Here is a 5,083-nt window from a genome sequence, read left to right as displayed (position 1 = left end):
GAGGCGAGCCGATCCTCCCGAACGCCGTTCGCTTGGCGAAGAGCGCCATCATGTCCGGGTCGGATTTCAGCTTGCCGCCGCCGATGCCCGTCCCGAACGCTCCCGGGGCGATGGCGTTGACGCGCACATTGCTGGCGGCCAGGTCGAGGGCCATCGCCCGCATCAATTGGGCGACGGCGGCCTTTCCAGCCTGGTAGACATAGGACGACAAGCCCGATGCCCTGGTGGCCGCGGCCGAGGTGGTGAAGACGATCGACCCCTTTCCCGCCTTCTTCATATGGATCGCGGCGACGCGCGCGACCGCGAAGCTGCCCATCAGGTTGACGCCGAGATGGCGCTGCCAGACGTCGAAGGATTGATTTTCGAGCGTCCCCCCGATGCTGAAGCCGGGGCCTCCCGAAATGCCGGCATTGCAGAAAACCGCGTCCAGCGCGCCGTATTTCGCGATCGTGTCCTCGATGAGAGCTTCGGCCTCCGGAATTTTCGAGATATCGGCGGGCCTGCGTTCCAGCCGCGCCTCGCCGGAGGACGGGCGAAAGCCCTCCAGGCTGTCCCGGTCGACGTCGCAGGCGACGACCCGGGCTCCCCGCGACAGGAATTCGTCGGCCATCTCGCGGCCCAATCCGCTCGCCGCGCCCGTAACCACGATAACGCGATCGCGAAGATCGAAAATATCATTATCAGGGTCGCTCAACTCGTCCTCCATAGCCGCGACTGCGCGTGAAGATCAGGATCTCTGCCGTTCCATGCTGGATTGATTCTGGTTGCCGCCGACCGCGCCTCACCAGGCTTCCCGCCCCCTTGTCGGCCTCGTCACCCGCTCGGTCCCGCCAGACGGCTGGGGCGTCGCGTGCTTGTCGAACGCGGCGCGCGCCGCGGCGATCCGCTTGCCGGAGAATTCCTCGCGATTCGCGGTGACCCAGTCATAGGACGCACGGCGCGCCTCGTTGGCCTGGTTGATCCGCGGCGCGACGAAGCGCGCGAAGAGCTCGTAGGACCGTTTCGTCGCCTCCCAGTTCGCCCAGTTATGCGCGGCGATGAGGAAGGTCCCGAACCGCCCCTGCTTGCGTATCAGGTTCTCGACGAGGTTGCAGGCATCGTCCGGGGTTCCGACGCTGATATAGCCGGTCTGGCAGAACCATTCGGCCAGGTCGACGCCCGGCGGGATCGTGAAGCGCTGCTGATTGTTGTTCAGGTAATTGATATAGGTCTCCAGCCCATATTTGACGTCTTCGAGCGCCTGGGCTTTGGTCTCGGCGATATGCAGCCGGACGACGCGCAGATCGCGGATATCCATCTGGTGCCCCGATTGTGCCGCCGTTTCGCAGGCGACCTGCCAGTTGGCGGACAGCGCGTCGAAGCCGGAAGGATCGTCCGCGGCCACGCAGAGCATGCTCAAGCCATAGCGGCCGGCCAGCCTGCCGCCCGAGGGCGTGACCGCGCTGGCGACCGCGATCTCGGGATGCGGATAGGAATAGGGGAGGATGTGGAGCTTGGCCTCCACCAGATTGTACCAGTCGGACTGCTGCGTGACCGTCTCGCCGCGGAACAGCCGGATGATGATCTCCAGGCTTTCCGCCATCCGGTCTCGCTGAACGATCGGATCGATCCCCAGCATCATCGCGTCGGAGGCCAGCAGGCCGGGGCCGACCCCGAACATGATCCGGCCGCGCGTCTGATGGTCAAGCTGGACGATCCGGTTGGCGACGTTGAAGGGGTTGTGATAGGGCAGCGAGATCACGCCCGTCCCGAGCTTCAGCCGCTTCGTGCGGGCGGCGGCGCCGGCGATGAAGATTTCGGGCGACGAAATCGTCTCGACGCCGGCCGAGTGATGCTCGCCGATCCAGGCTTCGTGATATCCGAGCCGCTCGATCCATTCCATCAGCTCCAGATCCTGATGCAAGGTCAGCGTCGGATCTTCCGACATCGAATGGTAGGGAGCGACAAAGGTCCCGAAATGCATGGGCTCAGGCATGGATCATCCTCGGCGTGGTTCGCTGTTCTGATGAATTGACGGGTTGGGTTATCCGGCGCGGGCTTGCCGGTAGGACGCGGATCGGTTCGCCGCGGCGAACTGGACGACTTCGTCGACCATCGTGGATATCGGCGCCTGCAGCGCCGGATTGGGCGCCTGCGCCTTGCCGACGTTCATTTCCCTGCTGTTGATGCCGACCCCGTAGGGCGTCGGCCAGCCGCGGAGCGCGTGGACGATCGAGCGGACCGCGGCGAGGGTCGACCCCACGGACTGCCAGCCGGCGGCGCTGACGATCACGCCGACGGCCCGGCCGGAGAAATAGGTCCGCTCGTCCGATTTCAGGTCTTCGACGTAATCGATGGCGTTCTTGAGCAGCCCCGAGATCGAGCCGTGATAGCCGGGCGTCGCGACGATGATGCCGTCGGCCTGCCGCAGCGCGTTCACGAATTTTCGCGTGCGCTCGTCGCGTTCCGTGCTCTCGGGTCGGTAGATCGGAAAGTCGAGCTCCGCTCCAGGAAAAAAATCAACCTGGGAGCCGGAGCGTGCCGCCATTTGCGCGGCCATCTGCAGCGCGATCTCGGAGGACGAGCCGGCGCGCACCGCACCGCCGAAGCAGACTATTCTCATGGGATCCCGCACTCCAGGCTTCTCGGGCCGACGCGTCCCGCGACCCGGCCGGCCGGGTCGGCGGGCGCCGAACTCCGGTGAAGCTAGAGACATAAATCTGACATGTCAATCTTATCAGATTGACAGATATCTCGCATGTCTGTCAGATTGTCGCAGTCGCGATGACGTGCCGGTGAGGAGGTTGTTCCTGTCAGCAGCGAGGTGCGCGGATCGGTGTGCCGCTCGCCTCCAGCGTTTCCAATCGATCGACGGCAATGTTATGTCGATACAAAGCACCAACTTCTAATTATAATCGGAGACGGATCAATGAAGAGAGTGTCGACGTTAGTGGCGGCCGGCATGGCGATGCTGCTGTCGGGAGTATTGGAGGTTGAGGCGCAGCAGGTTTACAAGGTGGGGTCGACACCCACCAGCGTACCTTTTTGTTTTCTGAACACCAAGACGAACGAGATCGAAGGCGTCATGGTCGACACCATCCGCGCCATCGGCGAGAATGCCGGCTTCAAGGTCGAGATCGTCGCGACGGACTGGAAATCGCTGATTCCGGCCCTCCAGAGCTCGAAGATCGATCTGATCGCCGCGGCGATGTACAACACGCCGGAGCGCGCCAAGGCCATCCTGTTCAGCGACACGGTCGTCAGCTATGGCGAGGCGTTGGTGCTGCCGCAATCGGACACGAAGAGCTATGGCGACATCGCCTCGCTCAAGGGGTTGCGGCTCGGGGTCGTGGTCGGCGCCTCCTATCTCGGCACGCTCGCCGCGGCGGGCATCACCGACGTGAAGAGCTACGACACCAATGCCGATCTGCTGCGCGACATCAGCCTCGGGCGCCTCGACGGCGGCCTGGTGGACAAGCCGCTCGCGGCCTATCTCATCGCGCATAATACGAGCTACAAGCTGCGCCTCGCCGAGGAATATAAGCCTGTGGCGACGGGCAATGTCGCGATCGCGACACGGCTCGGCAACGCCGAGCTGATCGAGAAGGTGAATGCCGGCCTGAAAAAGGCGCATGCGGACGGTACGATCGCGAAGATCCTCGCGAAGTGGGATATCCGCTGAGATGGTCGATGCCGTTCGCGAGCATTTGCCGATCCTCCTGAACGGCATCGGTTTCACGCTTCTCATCACCGCCGGCTCGTTTCTCCTGAGCACGATCCTGGGCCTCGTGCTCTCCCTCATGCAGTTCATGGGCAATTGCCTCGTGGCCGGGGTCGCGCGCGGGATCGTCATGGTGATCCGCGGGATCCCCATGGTCGTCCAGCTCTTCTACTTCTATTTCGTGCTTCCGGATCTCGGCATCGAGCTGACGGCGGTCCAGGCGGGGATCGTCGGCCTCGGCGTCGGGTATTCGGCCTATCAGGCGGAGAATTTCCGGGCCGGCCTGGAGGCGGTCGACCTGGCCCAGCACGAGGCGGCCGAGGCGATGGGCATGAAGCCGGGTCTCGCCTTGAGGCGCGTGGTGCTGCCGCAGGCTTTCAAGATCGTGCTCCCGGCCTATGGGAACATCATGGTGATGATGCTCAAGGATTCCTCTTTGGCCTCGACCATCACGGTCGCCGAGCTGACCCGGCAGGGGCAGCTCGTCGCCGCCGCGACCTTCCAGAACATGCAGATCTTCACGATCGTCGCGATGCTGTATCTGGCCATGAGCCTGCCGCTGATGATCTTCAACCGCTGGCTGGAAGCCCGCTTCAGGAGGGCCGGCTGACGTGATCGAGCTCATCGACCTCCACAAGCGTTTCGGGAGCCTCGAAGTCCTGAAGGGGCTCTCGGCGGTCTTCTCCGAAACCCAGGTGACCTGCATCCTGGGCCCCTCGGGCTCCGGCAAGTCCACGCTGCTGCGCTGCATCAACGGGCTGGAGCGCTATGATGGCGGCCGGATCGAGGTGCGCGGCGTTCTGGTCGACCGCGACGCGCCCTCGATCTGGACGCTGCGCCGCCACATGCCCATGGTCTTCCAGCGCTTCAACCTGTTTCCCCACCGCACCGTCCTGGACAACGTCACCGAGGCGCCCATCCATGTGCACGGCGTCGCGCCGGAGGAGGCCCGCGCCAACGGCATGGAGATGCTGCGGAAGGTCGGGCTCGCCGAGAAGGCGGGCGCCTATCCCTCGACCTTGTCGGGAGGGCAGCAGCAGCGGGTCGCGATCGCCCGCGCGCTCGCGGTGAAGCCGGACGTCATTCTGTTCGACGAACCCACCTCGGCGCTCGACCCCGAACTCGTCGGCGAAGTCCTCGTGACGATGCGGACGCTGGCGGATGAAGGCGTATCGATGCTGGTCGTGACCCACGAGATCGGCTTCGCCCGCGATATCGCCGACCAGGTGCTGTTCATGGACGGCGGCAAGGTGGTGGAAAGCGGCCCTCCCTCCGCGGTGATCGATGCGCCCACAATGGAGCGGACACAGGATTTTCTGAGACGGCTGAAGGCTTGAGCGACGATGACGGCGCGATGCGGCGCCGCATCGCGCCGGCCGGGCC

At 64.4% G+C, this 5,083-nt stretch carries 6 protein-coding genes; 3 read left to right on the top strand and 3 right to left on the bottom strand.

Annotated elements, in window-relative coordinates; genetic code table 11:
* The 3 genes from WMK75_RS18270 to WMK75_RS18260 all read right to left on the bottom strand — a co-directional run.
* On the bottom strand, nucleotides 1–694 hold a 694-nt coding region (locus tag WMK75_RS18270), incomplete at its 3' end, for an SDR family oxidoreductase (RefSeq protein ID WP_347269011.1).
* Nucleotides 695–781: 87 nt separating this feature from the next.
* Entirely contained in the window at nucleotides 782–1,975 is a 1,194-nt protein-coding gene (locus WMK75_RS18265) for an LLM class flavin-dependent oxidoreductase (RefSeq protein WP_347269010.1), read from the bottom strand.
* A gap of 48 nt (nucleotides 1,976–2,023) precedes the next feature.
* Nucleotides 2,024–2,602 (bottom strand): NAD(P)H-dependent oxidoreductase, encoded by a 579-nt coding sequence (locus tag WMK75_RS18260; protein WP_347269009.1) that lies wholly within the window; start codon nucleotides 2,600–2,602, stop codon nucleotides 2,024–2,026.
* 339 nt (nucleotides 2,603–2,941) lie between these two features.
* On the opposite strand from WMK75_RS18260, the gene WMK75_RS18255 reads away from it, so the two are divergent.
* Genes WMK75_RS18255 through WMK75_RS18245 form a run of 3 tightly spaced genes read left to right on the top strand, consistent with a single transcriptional unit; the run spans nucleotide 2,942 to nucleotide 5,037 of the window.
* Entirely contained in the window at nucleotides 2,942–3,661 is a 720-nt protein-coding gene (locus tag WMK75_RS18255; RefSeq protein ID WP_347269008.1) for an ABC transporter substrate-binding protein, read from the top strand.
* Between the two features lies 1 nt (nucleotide 3,662).
* Nucleotides 3,663–4,310, top strand: a complete 648-nt coding sequence (locus WMK75_RS18250) for an amino acid ABC transporter permease (RefSeq protein ID WP_347269007.1) — start codon at nucleotides 3,663–3,665, stop codon at nucleotides 4,308–4,310.
* A gap of 1 nt (nucleotide 4,311) precedes the next feature.
* On the top strand, nucleotides 4,312–5,037 hold the full coding sequence (locus WMK75_RS18245) for an amino acid ABC transporter ATP-binding protein (RefSeq protein ID WP_347269006.1): 726 nt from the start codon (nucleotides 4,312–4,314) through the stop codon (nucleotides 5,035–5,037).
* Nucleotides 5,038–5,083: the final 46 nt, after the last annotated feature.

It is taken from the genome of Paracoccus sp. (in: a-proteobacteria), from assembly GCF_039808215.1.
Taxonomy (GTDB): Bacteria; Pseudomonadota; Alphaproteobacteria; order Rhodobacterales; family Rhodobacteraceae; genus Paracoccus.
Note: the sequence above shows the minus strand (reverse complement) of the source record. Positions and strands in the feature narration are given on the sequence as shown.

What these genes read in the sequence shown, in the direction of transcription:
- WMK75_RS18265 (WP_347269010.1), bottom strand. Translation starts at nt 1,975, where the DNA reads ATGCCTGAGCCCATGCATTTCGGGACCTTTGTCGCTCCCTACCATTCG.
- WMK75_RS18255 (WP_347269008.1), top strand. Translation starts at nt 2,942, where the DNA reads ATGGCGATGCTGCTGTCGGGAGTATTGGAGGTTGAGGCGCAGCAGGTT.
- WMK75_RS18260 (WP_347269009.1), bottom strand. Translation starts at nt 2,602, where the DNA reads ATGAGAATAGTCTGCTTCGGCGGTGCGGTGCGCGCCGGCTCGTCCTCC.
- WMK75_RS18250 (WP_347269007.1), top strand. Translation starts at nt 3,663, where the DNA reads ATGGTCGATGCCGTTCGCGAGCATTTGCCGATCCTCCTGAACGGCATC.